The sequence below is a fragment of the Pseudomonas sp. RIT-PI-r genome (genome assembly GCF_001297015.1).
Taxonomy (GTDB): Bacteria; Pseudomonadota; Gammaproteobacteria; order Pseudomonadales; family Pseudomonadaceae; genus Aquipseudomonas.
Genome location: NZ_LIGE01000013.1, coordinates 241650 through 263487, shown reverse-complemented (window position 1 = coordinate 263487; position 21838 = coordinate 241650). Strand labels below are relative to the sequence as shown.

The window sequence follows — 21838 nt, the reverse complement described above, 5'->3', positions numbered from 1 at the left end:
AACCGCCCCCTTGCCAGACACCCGCCCGCCCGTGCTTGATGAAATCGACCGGCAGCTAATCGCCGCCCTGCAAATCAACGCTCGCGAGAGCGTGGCAATGCTTGCCCGCCAATTGGGCATTGCGCGCACCACAGTGACGTCGCGATTGGCGCGTCTGGAAAAAGCCAAGGTGATCACCGGTTATGGCGTGCGCTTGGGTCAGCGGGTGGTCGATGGCGGCTTGCAGGCCTACGTCGGAATCAAGGTGCAGCCGCGTTCTGGCAAGGAGGTGGTGCGCCGGTTGAGTGCGATGGCCCAAGTGCAGCAGTTGTGTGCGGTGAGTGGCGAGTTTGATTATGTGGCGTGGTTGCGTACCGATTCGCCGGAGCAGTTGGATCAACTGCTGGATCAGATTGGCAGCGTGGATGGAGTGGAGAAGACCACCACTTCGATCATTTTGAGTAGCAAGATTGATCGGGGGCAGCCGGTTTAAAGTTTTGATCGAGCTTCTCGGGTGAATTTCAGAGCCTCTTCGCGAGCAGGCTCGCTCCCACATTTTGGTCGGTGTGTATTCGCTACTCGTCATATTGATCGCTAATCTGGCAAAACGACGACAATTTGCGTCTTATTAACGTGTTCCACGCTCCCTAGAATGGCTGGCATCTTTTCCTATACTCAGACGCGCATCCTGCGTCGGGTCGCCAGCAAGGTCAGCCATGAACAAGAACAATCGCCATCCTGCAGACGGTAAGAAACCAGTTACCATTTTCGGCCCGGACTTTCCGTTCGCGTTCGACGACTGGATCGAACACCCGGCCGGTCTCGGCAGCATTCCTGAGCACAATCACGGCGCTGAAGTGGCGATTGTCGGCGCGGGCATTGCCGGTCTGGTGGCGGCTTACGAGTTGATGAAGCTCGGCCTGAAACCGGTGGTTTATGAGGCGTCGAAGCTTGGCGGTCGTTTGCGCTCGCAAGCGTTCAACGGCACTGACGGCATCGTCGCTGAACTCGGCGGCATGCGTTTCCCAGTGTCTTCCACCGCGTTCTATCACTACGTCGACAAGCTCGGCCTGGAAACCAAACCTTTCCCGAACCCGCTGACGCCAGCCTCCGGCAGCACCGTGATCGATCTGGAAGGCAAAACCCATTACGCACAGAAACTGGCGGATCTTCCTGCATTGTTCCAGGAAGTGGCTGACGCTTGGGCGGATGCGCTGGAGGCCGGTTCGCAGTTCGCCGATATCCAGCAAGCCATCCGCGATCGCGATGTGCCCCGTCTGAAAGAGCTGTGGAATACCTTGGTGCCGCTGTGGGACGACCGCACGTTCTATGACTTCGTCGCCACCTCGGAAGCCTTTGCCAAACTGTCGTTCCATCACCGCGAAGTGTTTGGTCAGGTCGGTTTCGGCACCGGCGGCTGGGACTCGGACTTCCCCAACTCGATGCTGGAAATCTTCCGCGTGGTGATGACCAACTGTGACGATCACCAACACTTGGTGGTCGGCGGCGTTGAGCAAGTGCCGCAAGGCATCTGGCGGCATGTGCCGGAGCGCTGCGTGCACTGGCCGGAGGGCACCAGCCTGAAATCCCTGCACCGTGGTGCGCCGCGTTCCGGCGTGAAGAAAATCGCCCACGCGCCGGATGGCCGTTTCGCGGTCACCGACAACAACGGCGACACCCGCGAATACGCCGCTGTGCTGACCACTTGCCAGAGCTGGCTGCTGACCACGCAGATCGAATGCGACGAAAGCCTGTTCTCGCAGAAGATGTGGATGGCCCTCGACCGCACCCGCTACATGCAGTCGTCGAAAACCTTTGTGATGGTCGACCGGCCGTTCTGGAAGGACAAGGATCCGGAAACCGGCCGCGATTTGATGAGCATGACCCTCACTGATCGCCTGACCCGTGGCACTTACCTGTTCGACAACGGCGACGACAAACCGGGGGTGATCTGCCTGTCGTACTCGTGGATGAGCGATGCGCTGAAGATGCTGCCGCATCCGGTGGAGAAACGCGTGGAGCTGGCGTTGAATGCATTGAAAAAGATCTATCCGAAAGTCGACATCGCCGCGCGGATCATTGGTGATCCGATCACCGTTTCCTGGGAAGCCGATCCTTACTTCCTCGGTGCGTTCAAGGGCGCCCTGCCCGGCCACTATCGTTACAACCAGCGCATGTACGCGCACTTCATGCAGGACGAGATGCCGGCCGAGCAGCGCGGGATTTTCATCGCCGGCGACGACGTTTCCTGGACGCCGGCATGGGTTGAAGGCGCGGTGCAGACCTCGCTCAACGCGGTGTGGGGGATCATGAAGCATTTCGGTGGTTCGACACATAAAGCGAACCCTGGCCCGGGTGATGTGTTCAAAGACATCGGCCCTATCGCCCTGCCCGAGTAAGAGGAATCCCTGATGCGTGTAGCCCTTTACCAATGCCCGCCGCTGCCCCTGGACCCCGCCACCAACCTGCAACGCCTGCATCAAGTGGCGATGGAGGCCAAGGGCGCTGACCTGCTGGTGCTGCCGGAGATGTTCATGACCGGCTACAACATTGGCGCCGAAGCGGTCAGCACATTGGCCGAGGTCTACAACGGTGAATGGGCGCAGCAGATCGGACGAATCGCCAAAGCCGCAGGTTTGGCGATTGTTTACGGCTATCCGGAGCGCACTGCCGACGGGCAGATCTACAACGCCGTGCAGCTGATCGATTCGAGCGGTGAGCGCCTGTGCAACTACCGCAAAACGCATCTGTTCGGTGATCTGGATCGCTCGATGTTCAGTCCCGGCGATGATGACTTCCCCATCGTCGAGCTCAACGGCTGGAAGCTGGGTTTCCTGATCTGCTACGACCTGGAATTCCCGGAAAACACCCGACGTCTGGCGCTCGCCGGCGCCGAGCTGATTCTGGTGCCGACGGCGAACATGATCCCATTCGATTTCGTCGCCGACGTCACGGTGCGTTCGCGTGCCTTCGAAAACCAGTGCTACGTGGCTTACGCCAACTATTGCGGCAGCGAAGGCGAGATCCATTATTGCGGGCAAAGCAGCCTCGCCGCGCCGGACGGCAGCCGTATTGCCCAGGCCGGACTCGACGAAGCGCTGATCATCGGCGAACTGGATCGACAGTTGATGCTCGACTCGCGCGCGGCCAATCGCTACCTCAGCGATCGCCGCCCCGAGCTTTACGGCGCGCTCAACCAGCGTTAATCCGCTAGCATTGGCACTTCACTGTTCTGGAAGTGCCCATGCCTGCGCTGACTCACCCCCGCCCCCACACTGAAACCCTGGCCAACGGCTTGCGTGTGACCCTGCGTCATGTGCCCGGTCTGAAGCGCAGCGCCGCCGCGTTGCGCGTAGCTGCAGGTAGCCATGACGTGCCATTGGCGTGGCCGGGGTTGGCGCATTTTCTCGAGCATTTGTTGTTTCTCGGCACTGAGCGTTTTCCTGCGGGCGAAGGGCTGATGGCCTATGTGCAAGGTCACGGTGGCCAAGTGAATGCCAGCACCCGCGAACGTACTACAGATTTTTTCTTTGAGTTGCCAACACGTTCGTTCAGCGCTGGGCTGGAACGTCTGTCAGACATGCTCGCCAAGCCGCGTATGAATCTGCACGATCAGTTGCGGGAACGCGAAGTGTTGCAGGCGGAATTTGTCGCCTGGTCGCAGGATCCTGCAGCGCAGCAGCAGTTTTCCTTGTACGAAGGTTTACCGGCAGAGCATCCGCTGCGCGGATTTCATGCGGGTAACCGGGAAAGCCTGAGCGTGGAAGATCCGGCGTTTCAGCAGGCGTTGAAAGATTTCCACCAACAGTTTTATCAGACCGGGCAAATGACCTTGAGTCTGACGGGCCCGCAAAGTCTTGAAGAACTCAAAGCGCTGGCTGAGTCATTCGCGTCCAAGTTGCCGGTTGGGGATAAAGTTGCGCAGGCCGCGCCCCTGCCGCTGGCGGTGAAAAGTTATCAACAGGTCGCTGAGAGACGCGGCAATCTTTTATTCGCGCTTGATGCTTTGCCTGAGTCATCTGTCGAAGCTTTGGCGTTTCTCTGCCATTGGCTAAGCAGCGCCAAGCCCGGCGGACTGCTGGCGTATTTGCAGCAACAACAACTGGCGGATGGGTTGAAAGCCACGCCGGTTTATCAGTTTGCCGGGCAAGCGTTGTTGCATCTGGAACTCACCGCCCCCTCGGAGCCGTTAAACGCCATTCGCGAACAACTGCTGGATTGGCTGAGCTTCTTTGCTCAGCAGGATTGGACACCATTGCGCAAAGAATACGCGGCCTTGCTTCAGCGGCATCAGCAAGTCAGCGGCGCACTGCAACTGGCGCGACTCGACAGCGAACAGCTGGATAATGGCCTGTCCGAGGCGGGCGTAGCAGCCCTCACGCAGATCCTCCGTGAAATCGGCACTGTGGATAACTTCGCCAACCAATGGCACCTGCCCGCCGCCAATCCTTTTCTGCGAACCGGCGAACCGTTGGCCAACGCCGGACTGATTCGCGGCCAGACCAGCGCCCACCGTGGCCTGCGCACGTTTGCTCAGGATCGCTCGCGCGGCCGGCGCGAACGCTCACCGATGCAGTTCAGCCAGGCGTTGCCGGACGGCGGCGATGAAGGCGCGATTTATCTACGCTGGCAGGTGGAGGCCGCCGCCAGCGCAGATCTGCAATCGCGGTTGCAGCGTAGTCTCTGGCAAACGCAGCAGGACGCGCGCGAGGCCGGCGTTGACTTGTCTTTCAGCGCCACGGGCAATCAATGGCTATTGAAACTGACCGGCCTGCAGGAGCCAATGCCCAGCGTCCTTGAGCACGCGCTGAAATGTCTTACGCAAGTTGAGGCGGATTCGCCGCTTACTGCGCCTAAAACGCCGCTGATCCCCATTCGCCAATTGCTTGAAGTGCTGCCGGAACGGGTTCTGCAATCTGCCAAAACCGGTGACGATGCCAAACAGCTGTGGACAACTTCGCGCTGGGACGGACTCGCGCTGGGTCTGAACCAACAAACGCAATCTGCCATGGGCCTGGCGCTGAGCCGTATTCCCGGCATTCCGGACAATCAGTTGCCCGCGCCGACGGCGCTCACCGCGCAAAAACAGTGGCGCCACATCGACACCGCCTCCAGCGAACATGCCTTGCTGCTGTTCTGCCCAACCGCCAGCGGCGACATTGCCGACGAAGCCGCATGGCGCCTGCTCGCGCAGCTTTGCCAGACGCCGTTCTATCAGCGCCTGCGAGTCGAATTGCAATTGGGTTACGCGGTGTTCAGTGCCCTTCGCCAGGTTCAGGGACAAACCGGCCTTTTATTTGGCGTGCAATCGCCAAGTGCCAAACCCGCGGAGTTGCTCGAACACATTCAACAGTTCCTCAAAGGCGTTCCCGCCTTGATCGAACAGCTTGATGACGCCAGTCTCGACCGGCACCGGCAAAACCTCGCCAATCAATTCGATGCTGCCACCCTGGCGGACAAAGACGCCGCTGAACTGTTGTGGCAGGCCAGACTCGCCGGCCACTCGTCGGATTATCTTGAGCAACTGATAGCCGCCATCGGCCAACTGAATCGCCAAACACTGCTCAACGCAGCGCAGCGCTTGATCGACGCAGAGAGCGGCTGGCTCAGCCTCGCCAGCGATCCAGCGCCCGAAACCCCGTGGTGAGCGGCAAATTGATCATTACCGAGGCTGCAAGGAGCTTTCTCAAAGATTCATGGGCATTTACCCGGAAATTTTGAGTAACATAGCAGCCTAACTATTTGGAACATCTATGCACTGCCGTGGACTATAACTATGGACAGCGCTATCCCACCACCCCTGAAGGAGACACCCATGTCCTGGACAAAACCAGCTTACACCGACCTGCGTATCGGCTTCGAAGTCACCATGTACTTCGCCAGCCGCTGAGTTCTGCTTACGTAGAATTGCAGTGCAACGCCTCGGCTCGCCGGGGCGTTTTATTTTCCGCGTTGAAATGATGGAGTGTTCATGTTCGTCCAGATTCTGGGTTCGGCCGCTGGCGGCGGTTTTCCGCAGTGGAACTGCAACTGCGTCAACTGCGCAGGTTTTCGCGACGGCAGCCTGAATGCCAAGGCCCGTACCCAATCGTCCATCGCGATTTCCGATGACGGCGTGAACTGGGTGCTGTGCAACGCCTCGCCGGACATCCGCGCGCAGCTGCAAAGCTTCGCCCCGATGCAACCGGGTCGCGCCCTGCGTGACACCGGCATCAGCGCGATCATCCTGATGGACAGCCAGATCGACCACACCACCGGTCTGCTCAGCCTGCGCGAAGGTTGCCCGCATCAGGTCTGGTGCACGGACATGGTTCATGAAGACCTCAGCACCGGTTTTCCGCTGTTCAAGATGCTCACGCACTGGAACGGCGGGCTTGACTGGAACCGCATCGAACTCGACCAGAGTTTCACCGTGGCCGCGTGCCCGAACCTGCGTTTCACTCCGCTGCCGCTGCGCAGCGCCGCGCCACCGTACTCGCCGCACCGTTTCGATCCGCATCCGGGCGACAACATTGGCTTGATCGTTGAAGACCTGAAGACCGGCGGCAAACTGTTCTACGCGCCGGGTCTGGGCAAGGTCGATGCGCCGTTGCTGGAAATCATGGCCGGCAGCGATTGCCTGTTGGTCGACGGCACGATGTGGGATGACGATGAGATGCAGCGTCGTGGTGTTGGCACCCGCACCGGTCGCGAGATGGGACATCTGGCGCAGAACGGACCTGGCGGCATGCTGGAAGTGCTGGAGCAGTTGCCGGAGCAGCGCAAAGTGCTTATCCACATCAACAACACCAACCCGATTCTCGATGAGGATTCGCCGGAGCGTGCGGAGTTGGCGCGGCGTAATGTTGAAGTGGCGTTCGATGGCATGAGTATTGTGCTGTAGCGGATGGCCCCATCGCTGGCAAGCCAGCTCCCACAAGGTTCTGTGGCGTACACAAAACCTGTGGGAGCTGGCTTGCCAGCGATGACGTCCTGACAGACACCACAGAATCCAACGGTTGTTCCCGGAGAACAGACATGACTGACACGCCAATGTCCCCCGCCGAATTCGAAGCGGCCCTGCGCGCCAAAGGCGCCTACTACCACATCCACCATCCGTATCACGTGGCGATGTACCAAGGCCGCGCCACGCGCGAGCAGATTCAGGGCTGGGTCGCCAACCGCTTTTACTATCAGGTGAACATCCCCCTGAAAGACGCGGCGATCCTCGCCAATTGCCCGGATCGGGAAATCCGCCGCGAATGGATTCAGCGCCTGCTCGACCACGACGGCGCCCCTGGCGAAGACGGCGGTATCGAAGCCTGGCTGCGTCTCGGTCAAGCGGTCGGTCTCGACCCGGATCAACTGCGTTCCCAGGAACTGGTATTGCCCGGCGTACGCTTTGCCGTCGACGCCTACGTCAACTTCGCCCGCCGCGCCAGTTGGCAGGAAGCCGCCAGCAGTTCGTTGACCGAGCTGTTCGCGCCGCAGATCCACCAGTCGCGCCTCGACAGCTGGCCGCAGCATTACCCGTGGATCGATCCGGCCGGTTACGAATACTTCCGCACCCGCCTCGGTCAGGCGCGGCGTGATGTCGAGCATGGTCTGGCGATCACGCTGGAGCACTACAAGACTCGCGAAGGTCAGGAGCGCATGCTGGAAATTCTCCAGTTCAAACTGGACATTCTTTGGAGCATGCTCGATGCCATGAGCATGGCCTACGAACTGAACCGCCCGCCGTATCACAGCGTGACCGAACAACGGGTCTGGCATAAAGGAATCACCTTATGAGTTTCGACCGCAGCAAAGTCCCGAGCTGGCGCCCTGGCTACCGCTTCCAGTACGAACCGGCGCAGAAAGGTCACGTGCTGCTCTATCCGGAAGGCATGATCAAGCTCAATGAAACCGCGGCGTTGATCGGCGGCTTGATTGACGGCGAACGCGATGTGGCGGCGATCATCGCCCAACTCGATGAGCAGTTCCCCGGCGTGCCCGAGCTCGGTGACGACATCGAGCAATTCATGGAGGTTGCCCGTGCGCAGCACTGGATCACCCTTGGCTGATCTGCCGGCAAAACCTGAAATCGGCCTGCCGCTGTGGCTGCTCGCCGAGCTGACGTATCGCTGCCCGCTGCAATGCCCGTACTGCTCCAATCCACTGGATTTCGCCGAGCAGGGCAAAGAGCTGAGCACCGAGCAGTGGATCAAAGTCTTTCGCGAAGCGCGGGAGATGGGCGCGGCGCAACTGGGCTTTTCCGGTGGTGAACCGCTGGTGCGGCAGGATCTCGCCGAGCTGATTCATGAAGCGCGGCAGTTGGGTTTTTACACCAACCTGATCACTTCCGGCATCGGCCTGACTGAGCAAAAAATCAGCGACTTCAAGAAGGCTGGTCTCGATCACATCCAGATCAGTTTCCAGGCCAGCGACGAGCAAGTGAACAACCTGCTCGCCGGTTCGAAAAAGGCTTTCGCGCAGAAGCTGGAAATGGCCCGCGCGGTGAAGGCCCACGGTTATCCGATGGTGCTGAACTTCGTCACCCATCGGCACAACATCGACAAGATCGACCGCATCATCGAACTGTGCATTGCGCTTGAGGCCGACTTTGTTGAACTCGCCACTTGCCAGTTTTACGGTTGGGCGCAGCTCAATCGTGTCGGCCTGCTGCCGACCAAAGAGCAATTGGTGCGCGCCGAACGCATCACCAATGAATATCGGGCGAAGCTGGAAGCCGAAGGGCATCCGTGCAAGCTGATTTTCGTCACCCCGGATTACTACGAAGAACGCCCGAAAGCCTGCATGAACGGCTGGGGTAGCATCTTTCTGACGGTCACTCCGGACGGCACCGCCCTGCCCTGCCATGGCGCCCGACAGATGCCGGTACAATTTCCCAATGTGCGCGATCACAGCATGCAGCACATCTGGTACGACTCGTTTGGCTTCAATCGCTTTCGCGGTTACGACTGGATGCCGGAGCCGTGCCGCTCCTGCGACGAGAAAGAAAAAGACTTCGGCGGCTGCCGCTGCCAGGCATTCATGCTCACCGGTGATGCGAGCAACGCTGACCCTGTGTGCAGCAAATCCGAACATCACGGCGTGATCCTCAAGGCCCGCGAAGAAGCCGAGACCGCCACCCAAACCATCGAACAACTGGCCTTTCGCAATGAACGAAACTCGCGCCTCATCGCCAAGGGCTGAGCCTTTCAGCGCTTCGCAAGCCGTCGCTGCCGGCATGGACTTCGCCGAGTTGCAGCTCGGCGCCAATGGCCTGTTCTGGAATGAATATCGCCCGGAAGATGCTGCGTGCCGGATCTGGCACTGGCGCGACGGCGTGGCGAAATGTCTGACGCCGAACGGCTTCAGTGTCCGCAGTCGCGTGTACGAATATGGCGGTGGCGCGTTTTGTCTGACGCCGGATGGGGTGGTTTTCGTCGCGGAGGCGGATCAGCAGCTGTATCGGCAGACGCTGGATGGAGCACCTGAGGCGCTGACGTCGGGCGAGTGTCGGTTTGGCGATCTGCATTTTGCGTTCGGCCAAGTGCTGGCGGTCGAAGAACAGCAAGATCAGCATCGGCTGGTGGCGATTGATCTGGCTGACGGGACGCGGCATTCATTGGCTGAAGGCGCGGATTTTTATGCGGCGCCAATCCTGAGTGTGGATGGCCAGCGTTTAGCATGGATCGAGTGGAGTCGCCCGCATCAGCCATGGACGTCGACTCGGTTGATGGTGGCTGAGCGATTGACTGACGGGGCATTTGGTTCGCCGCGATGCGTTGCCGGCGCCGAGTTTGAAGAGTCCATCCAACAACCGCGATTCGATGCCGAAAATCGCCTGTATTGCCTGACCGATCGTGGTGGATTCTGGCAGCCGTGGGCTGAGCCTCCCGACGGTTTGGACCCATTGCCTGCTGCACAAGCCGATCACGCGCCAGCACCGTGGCAACTGGGCGGCTGCACTTGGCTGCCTGTTGATAATTCGTATTTGGCGAGCTGGAGCGAAGGTGGTTTTGGCCGCCTGACGCTCGGTGACGAAGATTTCACGGGTGACTACAGCCGCTTCCGTCATCTCGCTGTGGATGAGCGACTTATCTACTGCATCGCCGCCTCACCGATCAGTCCTTCGGCGGTCATCGCCATTGATCGAACCACGCGAGAAGTGAACGTGCTGGTGGGTGGCGTGGCGCCCTTGCCTGCTGAACGCATCAGTCGTCCGCAAACACTGCGCTACCCAAGTGGTTCAGGCCAAGCTCACGGGTTCTTTTATCCAGCCATGAGCGGCGAGGCAAAACCGCCGCTGGTGGTGTTCATCCACGGTGGCCCGACATCGGCCTGCTACCCGATGCTTGATCCGCGCATTCAGTACTGGACGCAACGTGGCTTCGCCGTTGCTGATCTCAACTATCGCGGCAGCAGTGGATATGGCCGGGAATATCGCCAGGCCTTGTACCTGAGCTGGGGTGAGGTGGATGTCGAGGATGCTTGCGCGGTGGTGAGTTATCTGGCCGAGCAGGGTTTGATCGACGGTGATCGCGCGTTCATTCGGGGCGGCAGCGCGGGCGGTTACACAACGTTGTGTGCGCTGGCGTTCAAGCAGGTCTTCCGCGCCGGCGCCAGCCTTTACGGTGTCAGTGACCCGGTAGCGTTGGCTCGGGCGACGCACAAGTTCGAGGGGGATTATCTGGACTGGCTGATCGGCGATCCCGAACAGGACGCCGAACGCTACGCTGCCCGCACGCCGTTACTGCACGCGAGCAACATCCGCGTGCCGGTGATTTTCTTTCAGGGTGAACTGGACGCTGTGGTGGTCCCGCAACAGACCCGCGACATGGTCACGGCCCTGGAGCAGAACGGCATCCCGGTCGAAGCCCATTACTACCCCGACGAACGCCACGGCTTCCGCCGTGCGGCCAATCAGGCGCATGCGCTGGAGCAGGAGTGGAAGTTCTATCGGCGGGTGATGGGATTTACAGACTGAAACCCTCTCCCTGTAGGAGCTGCGGCACGCTGCGATCTTTTGATCCTGATCCTCGAATTAAAATCAAAAGATCGCAGCGTGCCGCAGCTCCTACAGGTTTATGCCGCTGACTCAGCGCTTGGCGATGATGTACACCGCATGCACGATCCCCGGAATATACCCGCACAACGTCAGCAGAATGTTCAACCAGAACGCCCCGCCAAACCCGACCTGCAGAAACACACCCAGTGGTGGCAACAGAATAGCGATGATGATGCGAATGAAATCCATGGGGCAGCTCCTGTATGGGGGTTGGCTCACTTGAGCCATACAAGCTAATCGACCTGCGCCGTTCGTCAGGGTTCAGTGCAACTGCCATTTGATCGCCACCACCTCAAAAAAAACGCCCCACGCCAAAAGAATCAGGCGTGGGGCGTGCGTTATACCGCGAGACGGTTCTGGAAATCAGGTAGGAAACTTCAGCTCAGACGGCAATCCCTTTGCGGCATTGCAGTTGTGCGGTGCGCACTCGCGAGAACGCGCGGCCCAGGCGCAGGAGCATTTCGTCGATGTTGGCTTTGCTGACCGTGAGTGCCGGGGTGAAGCGCAGGCAGTTGGCTTGCGGGGCGTTGAGCAGCAGGCCTTCGTGGAGGGCGGCGTGGACCACGGCTTCGGCGGAATCGTCTGACAGGGTCAGTCCGTAGAACAGGCCTTGGCCGCGCAGTTCGCCGTGGTCGTAGCGGTGCGCCAATCGAGCCAGACCCTCGCGCAGGTGCTGACCGTTGTCGTTGACCTGCTGGAGAAAGCTGCGGTCGTGCACGCTGTCGAGCACCACCAGACCGGCGGCTGTCATCAGTGCGTTGCCGTGATGCGTACCACCGAGTTCGCCCGGCTCGAAACAGCAGGCCTTGCCCCGCGCCAACAGCGCCGCCAACGGCACGCCGCCGCCCAGCCCTTTGCCGAGCACGACGATATCGGCGCGCACGCCGTAGGATTGTTCGGCGAGCAAGGATCCGCAGCGGCCGATGCCCGTTTGCACTTCGTCGAGGATCAGCAGAATGCCCAGCTCACGGCACAGGCGCTCAACACCTTTGAGGTAATGTTCGGTGGCCGGCACAACCCCGGCATCACTCTGGATCGGTTCAAGCATGATTGCCACGGTTTGCGCATCGACCGCCGCATGCAGCGCCGGCAAGTCGTTGAATGGCACCAGATCGAAACCTGGCAACAGCGGCGCGAAACGGTTGTGCAGGTTGCAACTGTCCGAGGCAGAAATCGTCGCCAGACTACGGCCATGACACCCCTGCTTCGCGACAATAATCCGCGAGGCGCCGCCGCGATGCAGTTGGCCCCATTTGCGCGCCAGTTTGATTGCCGCTTCACAGGCTTCGCTGCCGCTGTTGAGCAAGTACGCCTGATCGCTGGAAGTGGCGGCGCACAGACGCTCGGCGAGGTTGAGCATGCCGCGATTATGCAGATTGAAACCGGGGTTGATCAGTGCTTGCGCCTGACTGCTGATGGCTTTGACCAACGCCGAGGGGCTGTGGCCAAGGCTATTGGCGCCACCGGCCTGGGAAAAGTCGAGATAAGCGCGGTCATTACTGTCCCACAACCACGATCCCTGCCCCCGGACGAACACCTGTTGCGGTCGTTCGACGCTGGGCATCAGGCGCTCGGCGCTGAGATTTTCGCTGTGGTCAGAAGGATTGGCCTCGAAAGCAAGGTCATCAAGACTCGGCATCTGGCGCCGCAAACTGAACAGATTCATTGAAAAACACCTCGTTTGAGGTGTTTTGAACTGCCTATGTAAATACTATCAAAGCGAACGCTATTCATCGCGCTTTCTGGCCCTGTAAGCCTTGTGAATGCGGTTAGACTAGGCTTACTGACGCTTTCGGGCCATTTCGATTTCCCAGCATTTTCGATAAGCATTACTTATGGATTTCAAACAACTGCGTTATTTCGTCGCGGTCTACGAAGAAGGCCATGTCGGCCGTGCCGCTGAACGCCTGTCGATCTCGCAACCGGCGCTGTCGCAGCAGATTCGCCAGCTCGAACAGAATCTTGACGTCACCCTGTTCGAGCGCAGCAGCAAACGCCTGCTGCCCACCCTCGCCGCGCATACGTTGTACAACCACGCACTGCCGCTACTCGATGGTTTGCAACGGGCACGCGAGGCGCTGGGCAACTTCAAGGGACAGGCCTTGCGCACGCTGGCGATCGGCGTACTGCAAACGGTTCACACCAGTCTGGTGCCGCAAATGCTTGAGCGGGTGCGCAAGGCGCAGCCGCATCTGGTGGTGCAGATTTACGAATTGACCGGGCTTGAGATCGAACGACGTCTGCTCAACGGCTCCCTGGATATCGGCATCAGTTATCTCCCGCCGCGCCAACCGGGCTTGCACGGCGTGATGCTCTACGAAGACGAACTGACACTGGTGATCCCGGCGGATCATCCGCTGCGCGAATTCAAGAAAGTCTCGATGCGCCAGGCCGCTGAATTGCCGATGTTGCTATTGGGCGAAGAGTTTCAGATCCGCCAGATCTGGCAGGCACAACTCACTGCCCTCGGGCGACGTCCGCAGGTGCAGGCCGAGCTGAATAATATGGTGGGGATTCTCGACAGTCTGCCGCACACCAAACTGGCGACGGTGCTGCCAGGGCGTTCGCAGAAGGAATACGACGATCAGGACCTGTTGTGGAAACCGCTGAGCGAACCACGGGTGCCACTGAAGGTTGGTTTGGTCTGTCGTGATGTACAGCGCCAGCAAGCACCTTTGGCGCTGTTGCAGACATTGCTGGAGGAAGTGATGCAGCGCGAAGTGAGGCCTGAGCAGGAACCTCTGGGCTGATCACTTTTCTGCGGGCAAAAGAAAACCCCGCCGAAGCGGGGCTTTGCAGACTGTTTCCCTGACATCCATTTCACTCCGCCACCCTGGCAGAATCCTACGTGTCCGTGTTGTTGCTTTGCGCTTCCTGCGCGACGTCCATGAAATGTAGATTAGCCGTGGATCCAATCTACGCATATGGGAGAACAGCAGCACGTCATGTAAGAGAATGCTTACATGACGCTATCGCATCAGAATTGCGCTGCATCCAACAGGAACAACGACTCGCTACCGGCCTTCACTGAGGCGCTCAACGAGTGGATGCGCGGCAGCAGACGGGCGAAGTAGAAGCGCGCAGTGCCAAGCTTGCTGGCGTAGAAATCGTCCTGCGTTTCTTTGCCCAGCGAAGCCTTGGCCATCAGTGCCCACATGTAGGCGTACGCCGTGTAACCGAACGCTTGCAAATATTCGACCGAAGCCGCGCCGATTTCGTTCGGATTGTTTTTCGCCCGATCCAGCAACCACGACGTCAGTTCGTCGAGGGTGTCGACAGCGTCGTTCAACGGTCTGGTGAATTCGCCCAGATCGGCACTGGCCGTTGCGGTGAAATGACGGATCTCGTCAGCAAACAATTTGTAGAACGCGCCGCCGCTGCCGACGATCTTGCGACCAACCAGGTCCAGCGCCTGAATGCCGTTGGTGCCTTCGTAGATCTGGGTGATGCGCACGTCACGCACCAGTTGCTCCTGCCCCCACTCGCGGATGTAACCGTGGCCGCCGAAAATCTGCTGGCCGTGCACGGTGGTTTCCAGACCCAGATCGGTAAGGAAAGCCTTGGCCACTGGCGTCAGCAGAGCGACCAGATCCTCGGCTCGCTTACGCGTTGTAGCGTCTTCACTGAACTTGGCGGTGTCGAGTTGCATCGCCACGTAGGTGGAGAACGCACGGCCACCCTCGTTCGAGGCTTTCATGGTCAGCAGCATGCGACGCACGTCCGGGTGGACGATGATCGGGTCAGCGACTTTGTCTTTGTTCTGCGCGCCGGTTGGCGAACGGCTTTGCAGACGGTCGCGGGCGTATTCAACGGCGTTCTGGTACGAACGCTCACCAGTCGCCAGGCCTTGGATACCAACGCCCAGACGCTCGTAGTTCATCATGGTGAACATCGCGGCCAGGCCTTTGTTTGGCTCGCCGACCAGATAACCGAAAGCTTCGTCGAAGTTCATCACGCAGGTCGCGGACGCCTGGATGCCCATTTTATGTTCGATCGAACCGCAGTTCGCCGGGTTGCGTGCGCCCAGGCTGCCGTCGGCATTGACCATGAACTTCGGCACCAGGAACAGCGAAATGCCTTTCGGGCCCGCCGGGGCATCTGGCAGTTTGGCCAGCACCAGGTGAATGATGTTTTCGGTAAGGTCGTGTTCGCCACCGGTGATGAAGATCTTGGTGCCGCTGACCTTGTAGGAACCGTCGGCCTGAGGCTCGGCCTTGGTGCGAATAATCCCCAGGTCGGTGCCGGCGTGCGGCTCGGTCAGGCACATCGAACCGGCCCAGACGCCGGCGTACATGTTCGGCAAGTAGGCGGCTTTCAGCTCTTCGCTGGCGTGGGCGTTGATCGACAGGCAGGCGCCAGCGGTCAGCATCGGGTACAGACCGAAGGACAGGCTGGCAGAGTTGACCATTTCTTCGACCTGCGCCGACACGGCTTTGGGCATGCCCATGCCGCCGTATTGCGGATCGCCACCGACGCCAACCCAACCGCCTTCAGCATAAGTCTGATAAGCCTGTGGGAAACCGGCCGGGGTGGTGACGGCACCGTCCGACCAGTGACAACCTTCTTCGTCAGCCGCACGGCTCAGAGGCGCGATGCTTTTGCTGGTGACCTTGCCGGCCTCTTCGAGAATGGCTTCAACGGTTTCGGCGTCGACGGTCTCGGCCAGCGCCGGCAGTTCGGCCCAGAGTTTGGCGACTTCGAACACTTCATTGAGGACGAAGCGCATATCGCGCAGCGGCGCTTTGTAGTCAGCCATGGCAAACCTCGCAAGATCTAAACAGGTGATTCGTGGAATGGTGTTTTCGTTGAGCCGGAGTGTACCTCAACAACTTTTGCGACACATAGGGTCAACCGGTGACTGATTTGTTATTTTTAGTCACAACAAAAAAGATCGCAGCCTTCGGCAGCTCCTACAGAGAAATTAGATCCCGTGTAGGAGCTGCCGAAGGCTCGGGCCGCGATCGGACGATCTTTTGATCTTCCTTAAAGCGCAAACACCTCCGCCGGCAACTTCATCAAACAATCACTCCCCGCCTCGATCGCCGCTCGATGCGCCGCCGTACGCGGCAACAATCGCTTGAAGTAAAACTCGCTCGTCGCCAATTTTCCCCGCAGGTAATCCGCCTCACCCTCGCCCGCTTCCAGTTGCGCCTGCGCCACCAACGCCATGCGCAACCACAGATAACCGAGAATGATGTAACCGCTGTACATCAGGTAATCCACCGACGCCGCGCCCACTTCATCCGGATTCTTCATCGCCGCCATGCCGACCTTCATGGTCAGGTCGCCCCACTGCTGGTTCAACTGATTGAGTTGCGCAACGAAACTGCCCAGTTGCGGATGTTCGGCGTTGGCTGCGCAGAATTTGTGGACGATTTTGGTGAAGCCACGCAGCAACTTACCCTGACTGCCCAGCACCTTACGTCCGAGCAGATCCAGCGCCTGAATGCCATTGGTGCCTTCGTAGATCGGTGCAATCCGACAGTCGCGAACCAACTGCTCCATGCCCCACTCGCGAATAAAACCGTGGCCACCAAACACCTGCATGCCGTGGTTGGTCACTTCCAGCCCGGTGTCGGTCATGAACGCCTTGCAGATCGGCGTGAGGAACGCCAACAGGTCTTCCGCCTCCTGCCGTGCCTCGGCGTCGCTGCTCAGATGCGCGACATCGAGCAACTGCGCGGTGAAGTAGGTCAACGCGCGGTTGCCTTCGTTGAAAGCTTTCATGGTCAGCAACATGCGCCGCACGTCCGGGTGGACGATGATCGGGTCGGCCGCTTTTTCCGGGGCTTTGGCGCCAGTCAGTGAGCGCATCTGCAAGCGGTCGTTGGCGTATTTGATCGCGCCCTGAAAGCTTGCCTCGCCCAGACACAACCCCTGCATGCCGGTGCCGAGCCGCGCGTGGTTCATCATGGTGAACATGCAGTTCAGGCCCTTGTTCGGTTCGCCGATCAGGTAGCCCTTGGCGCCGTCGAAGTTGAGCACGCAAGTGGCCGACGCTTTGATGCCCATCTTGTGCTCGATCGAACCGCAAGACACGCCGTTGCGCTCGCCTGCTTCGCCCGCCGCATCCGGCAAGAACTTCGGCACGATAAACAGCGAAATCCCTTTGGTCCCTGCCGGCGCGTCCGGCAGTTTCGCCAACACCAGATGGATGATGTTGTCGCTCATGTCGTGCTCGCCGGCGGAGATGAAAATCTTGCTGCCGGTGACCGCATAACTGCCGTCAGCCTGAGGTACGGCGCGGGTCTTGATGATGCCCAGGTCGGTACCGCAATGGGCTTCGGTCAGGCACATGGTGCCGGTCCATTGGCCGGCGGTGAGTTTGCTCAGGTAAGTTTCTTTTTGCTCGGCAGTGCCGTGGGCATGGATTGCCGACATCGCGCCGTGGGTCAGGCCCGGGTACATGCCCCAGGAGGTATTGCTGGAGCCGACCATTTCGCTGATCACCAATCCCAGCGAACTCGGCAAGCCCTGGCCGCCGTAAACCGGATCTGCTGCCAGACCGTGCCAGCCGCCCTCGACGTATTGTGCGAAGGCTTGCTTGAAGCCTGTAGGCGTTGTCACCACACCGTTGTCGAAATGGCAGCCCTCTTCGTCACCGCTGCGATTGAGCGGCGCGAGGACGTTCTCGCAGAACTTCGCACCCTCTTCGAGAATCGCGTTGATCATGTCCGGGCTGGCGTCGTGCGCGCCGAGGGCAGCGTAATTGGCGTGGAAGTCGAAGACGTGGTTGATCAGAAAGCGCATGTCGCGCAGGGGAGCTTTGTACTCAGGCATGGTGGCTTCTCCGTCAGCAGATTTCTCCAACCTACTGCTGGCCACCACGCCCCACAATCACTGTGCAGACGCTGAATGCGCCGTCATCACTCAACCTGCGGCCGTGTCCATGCGCACCGCGCCGCGGCGGTTTTGTCCGTATGCCACCACGCAGTTACGCCCCGCGCCCTTAGCGGCGTAAAGCGCCTCGTCGGCGGACTTCAGCACTTGCTCCGGATTGCGCTGTTCCACTCGTTCGGCGACGCCGATGCTCACCGTCACCGATACGCTGGAGGCACCCGAGCCGGCGCGGCGCTGACGACCCTGTTGGTCATCCTGCGGACGGTTTTCCTGATTGCGCAATTGAATGCTGTAGGAAGCAATCGACTCGCGGATCACTTCCAGATGCGGCATGCACTCTTCAAGGGTTTTGCCTGCAAACACCAAGGCGAATTCCTCACCACCATAGCGATACGCCCTACCGCCACCGCTGATTTTCGACAGTTTGCTGGCGACCAGACGCAGCACCTGGTCACCGACATCGTGGCCATGGGTGTCGTTGAATTTCTTGAAGTGATCGACGTCACTCATCGCCAGCACGTAGTTACGGCCAAGGCGCTGCATGCGTTCGTTGAGCGCGCGGCGCCCAGGTAGACCGGTGAGTTCGTCGCGGAAGGCCATTTGATATGCCTCATGCGCAACTGCTGCGGCAATCATCAGCATCACCTGGCTGCACATGATGTTCAGGGTGAACGGCAGGATGAAGGTTTTCGGCAGCATCCAGAACACGCCGAGCAAGCCGACCAGTTGCGCCGCATGCAGTGGGCGCGGATTGCGCCAGTATTGCCAGGCGAGCAACAGGAATGCCGAGATAAACACGGGATAGGATAGCTGGATCAGACTCATCCATGCGCCGTGCAGCGCCGGCCAGCGGATCTCCGACAGCCAGATCAGCAAAGCCTGGGGATAACTTTGCTCAAGGCCCAACGCCACGCTGCCGAATGCCAGTAAAACGGCAAACCGCGCGACCATGTCCTGAAACAGATGCGTGCGCTCCTGCCACGCGGCGAAGAGGCCGAACAGTAAGGGCAGCAACAGGCAGACCAGATGAAACACTACCGCAGCGTCTTCGCGCACCTTGCCGTTGTCACGGTAATAATCGGTCTGGGTATCGAGAAGAAAGTAGGCGATGTACACCGTGAGCATCAGAAACAGTTCCCGCTGACGGCGGTAAACCGCGCAATAAGCACCACCCAACAACAGCACCAACGTCGGCAACACATTGAACAGCGAAGTGAAGAACACGTTGAGGTCTTTGACGTACGCAGCCGCCAACCCCGCGAGTAACAACAGCAGTGAAGGTAGGAAATGACTGAAACGTACAGCGGAAGAACGTGGCAAGGGTAAAGCTCCGACCCGTCATGGCAAAGAGATGGCATTGTGCCTGCAAAGTGCAGCCAAGCCCACACAATGTGATCCAGATCACACACTGTCTCTTTAACGGCCGGAAGCTCGACTATCTGAGCGATTCGCCAACAAAAAAACCGCTGCCCCCTAACGGGAGCAGCGGTTTTCATGAGACAGCGCTAGAGCTTAGTAACCCAGCGCGAAGTCTTCTTCTTTCATGTCCATCAGGTTGTTGGCGCCCGACAGCATGGTGGCCACGTGCGTACGGGTACGCGGCAGGATGCGCTGGAAGTAGAAGCGCGCAGTTTGCAGCTTGGCGGTATAGAACGCTGCGTCGCCAGTGCCTTCTGCCAGCTTCTCGGCAGCCAGACGCGCCATGTCGGCCCAGAAGTAAGCCAGGCAGGCATAACCGGAGTACATCAGGTAATCCACGGAGGCCGCGCCGACTTCTTCGCGATCTTTCATGGCAGCCATACCGACCTTCATGGTCAGCTCGCCCCACTCTTTGTTGATTGCCGCCAACGGTGCGACGAACTCTGCAACGGCTTCGTTGCCTTCGTTGTTCTGGCAGAACTTGTGGACGATCTTGGTGAAGCCTTTCAGAGCTTCGCCTTGAGTCATCAGCACTTTACGGCCGAGCAGGTCGAGCGCCTGAATACCGGTGGTGCCTTCGTACAGCATCGAAATGCGGCTGTCGCGAACGTTCTGCTCCATGCCCCACTCGGCGATGAAGCCGTGGCCGCCGTAGATCTGCACGCCGTGGTTGGCGGATTCGAAACCGACTTCGGTCATGAACGCCTTGGCGATCGGAGTCATGAAGGCCAGCAGTGCGTCGGCTTTCTTCTTCTCTTCTTCGTCCACACCGTATTTGACGATGTCGACCTGTTTGGCGGTGAAGTACACCATCGCACGGTTGCCTTCGGCGAACGCCTTCATGGTCAACAGCATGCGGCGTACGTCAGGGTGCACGATGATCGGGTCAGCGGCTTTTTCCGGCGCTTTCGGGCCAGTCAGGGAGCGCATTTGCAGACGATCGCGAGCGTATTTCAAGCCACCCTGGAAACCGATTTCGGCGTGGGCCAGACCTTGCAGCGCGGTGCCCAGACGTGCGGTGTTCATAAAGGTGAACATGCAGTTCAGGCCTTTGTTCGCCGGGCCGATCAGGTAACCGGTAGCGCCGTCGAAGTTCATCACGCAAGTGGCGTTGCCGTGGATGCCCATCTTGTGTTCCAGCGAACCGCAGGTCACTGCGTTGCGCTCACCGACAGTGCCATCGGCATTCGGCATGAACTTTGGAACGATGAACAGCGAGATGCCTTTGGTGCCAGCCGGCGCGTCCGGCAGGCGAGCCAGCACGATGTGGACGATGTTGTCGGCCATGTCGTGTTCACCGGCCGAGATGAAGATCTTGGTGCCGGAGACTTTGTAGGAACCATCAGCCTGAGGTTCGGCCTTGGTACGCAGCATGCCCAGGTCGGTGCCGCAGTGCGGTTCGGTCAGGCACATGGTGCCGGTCCATTCGCCGGAAACCAGTTTGGTCAGATAGGCTTCTTGCTGCTCAGGGGTGCCGTGCTCGGAGATGGTGTTCATCGCGCCGTGCGACAGGCCTGGGTACATGCCCCACGACCAGTTGGCTTCACCAACCATTTCGCTCACTGCCAGACCCAGCGACTCAGGCAGGCCTTGACCGCCGTGCTCGACGTCGTGAGCGAGGCTCGGCCAGCCGCCTTCGACAAATTGCTTGTAAGCCTCTTTGAAGCCGGTCGGGGTTTTCACGCCGGACTCGCTCCAGGTGCAACCTTCGAGGTCGCCCACGCGGTTCAGCGGTGCCAGTACCTGCTCACAAAACTTGGCGCCTTCTTCGAGAATGGCGTCAACCATGTCCGGAGTTGCGTCTGCGCAAGCCGGAAGGCTCTGATAGTGCGCTTCGTAGCCGAGCAGCTCGTCACGAACGAAGCGAATATCACGCAAGGGGGCCTTGTAGTCAGGCATAGCGATAAACCTCTGCTGATGTAACCGGGAATGAACGACCGTGTTGATTTGTTGTGACGGTCAAACAGTTGTTTGAAACATACGTTTACGCCGAAATCTTGTCAAGCATCGATCTTTTGCCGTTCGTCATCAGATTTTTAAAACGTCGGACACAGCAAACCGCCATGCACTCGAACGAGCCACGGGCGCTGAAAAAAGATTAGTTGAGGGAGAAGGACTTACAACAAAAAACGCCGCGAAAGGTCGCGGCGTTCAGCGTGCAGAAGACAAGAAAATCAGGCGAACGTATCGATGATCGTACCGAGCACTTCATCGGAAGCCTTGGCGACTTTCACACCCAGCTCTGCCTGGATCTTGCCCTGAGACATCTCGACCACATTGCTGGCCAGATCCGATTGCTGGGCACGATCGACACCACGCAGACGATCGATTTGCACTTCGGACGACTGGCTGGTCACCGAGCGTTCGATGGTGTTGTTGGCTATCTGGCTGGCCGCTTGATCGACGCGGTTCTGACCGCTCTGGATCGAGCTCAAACCTGCATAAAAAGCTGTGTTACCGGAGATTTCCATAACAGTTCTCATCCTTGGGAAGGATCAATGACCGCCATTGAAGCAGAGGCGTCAGAAAAACACCCGTCAAAAACACTAATGGCACAGTGCCTGCCCA

The 21838-nt window shown here is 59.3% G+C and carries 18 protein-coding genes; 11 read left to right on the top strand and 7 right to left on the bottom strand.

The genetic code is table 11. The features are described 5' to 3' along the window. The first annotated feature begins 10 nt into the window (after nucleotides 1-10). The 10 genes from AK821_RS03905 (at nucleotide 11) to AK821_RS03865 (ending at nucleotide 10930) form a co-directional block, all read left to right on the top strand. Nucleotides 11-472 carry an Lrp/AsnC family transcriptional regulator gene (locus AK821_RS03905; RefSeq protein ID WP_064388226.1) on the top strand — a complete coding sequence of 154 codons (462 nt, stop codon included), beginning with the start codon at nucleotides 11-13 and terminating at the stop codon, nucleotides 470-472. A gap of 223 nt (nucleotides 473-695) precedes the next feature. Beyond that, nucleotides 696-2378 carry a flavin monoamine oxidase family protein gene (locus AK821_RS03900; protein ID WP_064388224.1) on the top strand — a complete coding sequence of 561 codons (1683 nt, stop codon included), beginning with the start codon at nucleotides 696-698 and terminating at the stop codon, nucleotides 2376-2378. Nucleotides 2379-2390: 12 nt separating this feature from the next. Continuing rightward, nucleotides 2391-3185 carry a carbon-nitrogen hydrolase family protein gene (locus tag AK821_RS03895; protein ID WP_064388222.1) on the top strand — a complete coding sequence of 265 codons (795 nt, stop codon included), beginning with the start codon at nucleotides 2391-2393 and terminating at the stop codon, nucleotides 3183-3185. 38 nt (nucleotides 3186-3223) lie between these two features. Beyond that, nucleotides 3224-5626, top strand: a complete 2403-nt coding sequence (pqqF, locus tag AK821_RS03890) for a pyrroloquinoline quinone biosynthesis protein PqqF (RefSeq protein ID WP_064388221.1) — start codon at nucleotides 3224-3226, stop codon at nucleotides 5624-5626. Nucleotides 5627-5794: 168 nt separating this feature from the next. Beyond that, nucleotides 5795-5869, top strand: coding sequence for a pyrroloquinoline quinone precursor peptide PqqA (gene pqqA, locus AK821_RS29285; protein WP_003422658.1), 75 nt, complete (start codon nucleotides 5795-5797; stop codon nucleotides 5867-5869). Between the two features lie 81 nt (nucleotides 5870-5950). Beyond that, a complete protein-coding gene (pqqB, locus tag AK821_RS03885; protein ID WP_064388219.1) occupies nucleotides 5951-6862 on the top strand; it encodes a pyrroloquinoline quinone biosynthesis protein PqqB in 912 nt (303 codons plus the stop codon). A 134-nt stretch (nucleotides 6863-6996) separates the two neighbouring features. Continuing rightward, complete coding sequence (gene pqqC / locus AK821_RS03880) at nucleotides 6997-7749, top strand: pyrroloquinoline-quinone synthase PqqC (RefSeq protein WP_064388217.1); 753 nt, start codon at nucleotides 6997-6999, stop codon at nucleotides 7747-7749. Next, nucleotides 7746-8021 (top strand): pyrroloquinoline quinone biosynthesis peptide chaperone PqqD, encoded by a 276-nt coding sequence (gene pqqD, locus AK821_RS03875; RefSeq protein ID WP_064388215.1) that lies wholly within the window; start codon nucleotides 7746-7748, stop codon nucleotides 8019-8021. The genes pqqC and pqqD overlap by 4 nt, the downstream gene beginning before the upstream one ends. Next, on the top strand, nucleotides 7993-9153 hold the full coding sequence (pqqE, locus tag AK821_RS03870) for a pyrroloquinoline quinone biosynthesis protein PqqE (protein ID WP_064388212.1): 1161 nt from the start codon (nucleotides 7993-7995) through the stop codon (nucleotides 9151-9153). Before pqqD ends, pqqE begins: the two co-directional genes overlap by 29 nt. After that, complete coding sequence (locus tag AK821_RS03865) at nucleotides 9119-10930, top strand: S9 family peptidase (RefSeq protein WP_064388210.1); 1812 nt, start codon at nucleotides 9119-9121, stop codon at nucleotides 10928-10930. The genes pqqE and AK821_RS03865 overlap by 35 nt, the downstream gene beginning before the upstream one ends. Before the next feature lie 111 nt (nucleotides 10931-11041). Here AK821_RS03865 and AK821_RS29280 read toward each other — a convergent pair whose 3' ends face one another. Then, nucleotides 11042-11200 carry a YqaE/Pmp3 family membrane protein gene (locus AK821_RS29280; RefSeq protein WP_003228885.1) on the bottom strand — a complete coding sequence of 53 codons (159 nt, stop codon included), beginning with the start codon at nucleotides 11198-11200 and terminating at the stop codon, nucleotides 11042-11044. Nucleotides 11201-11393: 193 nt separating this feature from the next. Then, nucleotides 11394-12677: an aspartate aminotransferase family protein gene (locus tag AK821_RS03860; protein WP_064388208.1), complete on the bottom strand. Its 1284-nt coding sequence runs from the start codon at nucleotides 12675-12677 to the stop codon at nucleotides 11394-11396. 169 nt (nucleotides 12678-12846) lie between these two features. On the opposite strand from AK821_RS03860, the gene AK821_RS03855 reads away from it, so the two are divergent. After that, entirely contained in the window at nucleotides 12847-13761 is a 915-nt protein-coding gene (locus AK821_RS03855; RefSeq protein WP_064388206.1) for a LysR family transcriptional regulator, read from the top strand. 227 nt (nucleotides 13762-13988) lie between these two features. Here the strand turns inward: AK821_RS03855 and AK821_RS03850 are convergent, their stop codons facing one another. The 5 genes from AK821_RS03850 to AK821_RS03830 form a co-directional block, all read right to left on the bottom strand. Beyond that, a complete protein-coding gene (locus tag AK821_RS03850) occupies nucleotides 13989-15767 on the bottom strand; it encodes an acyl-CoA dehydrogenase C-terminal domain-containing protein (protein WP_064388204.1) in 1779 nt (592 codons plus the stop codon). Nucleotides 15768-15994: 227 nt separating this feature from the next. Next, the gene (locus AK821_RS03845; RefSeq protein WP_064388203.1) at nucleotides 15995-17791 is read right to left on the bottom strand and encodes an acyl-CoA dehydrogenase C-terminal domain-containing protein; all 1797 of its coding nucleotides are present in this window, start codon (nucleotides 17789-17791) and stop codon (nucleotides 15995-15997) included. A gap of 90 nt (nucleotides 17792-17881) precedes the next feature. Continuing rightward, nucleotides 17882-19171 (bottom strand): GGDEF domain-containing protein, encoded by a 1290-nt coding sequence (locus AK821_RS03840; RefSeq protein WP_064388201.1) that lies wholly within the window; start codon nucleotides 19169-19171, stop codon nucleotides 17882-17884. 192 nt (nucleotides 19172-19363) lie between these two features. Next, complete coding sequence (locus tag AK821_RS03835) at nucleotides 19364-21169, bottom strand: phenylacyl-CoA dehydrogenase (protein ID WP_008085151.1); 1806 nt, start codon at nucleotides 21167-21169, stop codon at nucleotides 19364-19366. Nucleotides 21170-21444: 275 nt separating this feature from the next. Continuing rightward, nucleotides 21445-21741, bottom strand: coding sequence for a hypothetical protein (locus AK821_RS03830; RefSeq protein WP_064388199.1), 297 nt, complete (start codon nucleotides 21739-21741; stop codon nucleotides 21445-21447). Nucleotides 21742-21838: the final 97 nt, after the last annotated feature.